Raw genomic sequence first — 2,034 nt, 5'->3', positions numbered from 1 at the left:
ACCCTGAACCATACCCTGAGTGGGATCCTTTGCTGCTTCTGATCGATAATTTTTATCGCAAAAACTATCCGGAATATATCCCAAACAAATATGGGGAATTATTCCAATAATTATAAACGGGGGAGCAAGTATGCTTGATCAAGGGATAGCACAGTTCATATTCCATGATAGCAAGGGTTTGGAAAAATTTTTAAGTGGTCAAGAAGAGCTAGACTTACACAAGGGACTATTAAAATATGGTCTGACTACTAAAAAATTTCTATATCTTGATTATAAAGGTGAGCAGTATAGGGAGATAGTCAACTATATATTGGATTATGAAATCGATCATTATATTGAATTAGCTACACAAGAAAAACTCGAGGAATTAGGAGAGTTTGAATATGAATTTTTACCTGAAAAGATAAGGGAAGCCAACAAAATACTGTCTCAAAAGGGGTATGGACTATTTTCATATCCAACCTCGGGTGATTTTTACGCACTGTTCATTGCAAAATTAGAGAATAAAACGAAATTGCTACAAGCAGAACTACTAGTTGACGAGAGAATCCCTCCACAAGAAAGACGTATACAGTATTATTGTTAATATTTTAGTGAAGGGTGCAAGTTTCAGAAATGTTAAGGGATTGAGAATGCTGATAATGTAGGTCAACAACTGATAACAAGCAAAACGTTAAAAAGCTTATTCCGACTTGAATTATAAGTAGGAATAAGCTTATTTTTTACATACTCATTTTTAGGAGGGGGAACTTTTACCGGTTTCGTGAATCATTGGGTACATTTCAATCAGGTATTGTTGCCCAATAAAGATTATTCATCTTCCATAACAATCAAATCATGGATGTGGATGTTCAATGCCACGCAAATTTCTTCGAGGGTGCTAATGTAAATTCGGTCAGTTGTTCCCCTGCACAGGGCGTTTATCGTTCCCGGGCGCATGTTAGCTATTAACGCAAGCTGACGTTGGGAAATACCTCGTTCATCTAAAATTTCTTGCAATCTAACTTTGATTCTCATTTTGTATCTTCCCCCAGTGGAAGCCGTCCTACGAGGAGGTTCCCGATATGGAAATGACCGAAACTACCCTTAAGGATCGATTGGATGCCGAAGAACGAGACCTGATGCGGCAAATTCAAACCTATGAAGCTTGCACCATGGCTGTATTGGATATAACCAGTGGTCAATTACTGTCATTACATAAATTAGCGGTTGAAGACATTGTTTCGATCCTTCATCGCGCAGCCCTCGATCTGCAAACCGAATTGCTGTATGTGCGGTTAGAAAAGGCACTGAGCCTATCGTTACAACATGAAACAGGGTTGGTCTGAGATCCAGAGATACGCAACTTTACCGAGAGGTTAAATAAAATAATGATCACGTTAACTTCAAAAATTTGTAACTTTTGGATAAAAAGATTGTGTAATTTGATTGAAAAATATTTCAAATAAAGGGTCGATATGGTATTAATTGCTTGAGGGCTCTGGCCAGACCTCAAAAATTATTTTGCACGGTGTTATTCGGAGGAGGATAAAGAAATGAAAAAAATGACAACTGCTTTAACGATTGCCGTGATTGGAGCAAGTCTTGTATCAAGCCCCGGCCTTGCGGCGGAAGGAACCCCGGTTCCACAACCGCCTCAGCAGCAGATTATTGTCGCGCCGCCGGAAGGCGAGGTTACGTATCATTTGGAGCCGGGGGCCGTCGCGGTTGCGGGTCCTTATGTACTCCAGCCAAACGAGGGGATTCGCTTAACCTCGATTATCGCCGACGAGTATGATTGGTGGCTTGTGGATCTTCGAAATAACAACCAGGCGATCCGGAAAGAGCAACCGGAAAACAATACGATTTATGTTAGACAGAGCAGCCAGTATATGCTGTTCATCAAAAACAAAAAGCAATGCACCAACTTCATGAAAGTGAACATTCGGGTGGTTCGCTAACGGCGTCCCGACACAGAACAGTTCCTTTGCGCCATGAATCTGAGAAAAACCTATATAAGCAGCAAAGCTCGTAAGGACTCCCGGCCGGGAGTCT

Annotated in this window: 4 protein-coding genes; 3 read left to right on the top strand and 1 reads right to left on the bottom strand. The window is 40.9% G+C overall.

The window, feature by feature from the left end; translation table 11 throughout:
* Positions 1 to 130: 130 nt before the first annotated feature.
* Positions 131 to 586 carry a hypothetical protein gene (locus tag QJ48_RS34200; protein ID WP_054977736.1) on the top strand — a complete coding sequence of 152 codons (456 nt, stop codon included), beginning with the start codon at positions 131 to 133 and terminating at the stop codon, positions 584 to 586.
* 224 nt (positions 587 to 810) lie between these two features.
* Here QJ48_RS34200 and QJ48_RS34195 read toward each other — a convergent pair whose 3' ends face one another.
* Positions 811 to 1,017, bottom strand: a complete 207-nt coding sequence (locus tag QJ48_RS34195; protein WP_054977735.1) for a helix-turn-helix transcriptional regulator — start codon at positions 1,015 to 1,017, stop codon at positions 811 to 813.
* Positions 1,018 to 1,064: 47 nt separating this feature from the next.
* On the opposite strand from QJ48_RS34195, the gene QJ48_RS34190 reads away from it, so the two are divergent.
* Positions 1,065 to 1,328, top strand: a complete 264-nt coding sequence (locus QJ48_RS34190; protein ID WP_054977734.1) for a hypothetical protein — start codon at positions 1,065 to 1,067, stop codon at positions 1,326 to 1,328.
* Positions 1,329 to 1,535: 207 nt separating this feature from the next.
* On the top strand, positions 1,536 to 1,940 hold the full coding sequence (locus QJ48_RS34185; protein ID WP_054977733.1) for a hypothetical protein: 405 nt from the start codon (positions 1,536 to 1,538) through the stop codon (positions 1,938 to 1,940).
* The last annotated feature ends 94 nt before the right edge of the window (positions 1,941 to 2,034 follow it).

It is taken from the genome of Paenibacillus sp. A3 (assembly GCF_001399685.1).
In the GTDB taxonomy this organism is placed as follows: Bacteria; Bacillota; Bacilli; order Paenibacillales; family NBRC-103111; genus Paenibacillus_G.
This window is presented reverse-complemented; position numbering and strand designations above follow the sequence as displayed.

Coding starts and splice junctions, on each gene's coding strand:
- QJ48_RS34200 (WP_054977736.1), top strand. CDS start 131: ATGCTTGATCAAGGGATAGCACAGTTCATATTCCATGATAGCAAGGGT.
- QJ48_RS34195 (WP_054977735.1), bottom strand. CDS start 1,017: ATGAGAATCAAAGTTAGATTGCAAGAAATTTTAGATGAACGAGGTATT.
- QJ48_RS34190 (WP_054977734.1), top strand. CDS start 1,065: ATGGAAATGACCGAAACTACCCTTAAGGATCGATTGGATGCCGAAGAA.
- QJ48_RS34185 (WP_054977733.1), top strand. CDS start 1,536: ATGAAAAAAATGACAACTGCTTTAACGATTGCCGTGATTGGAGCAAGT.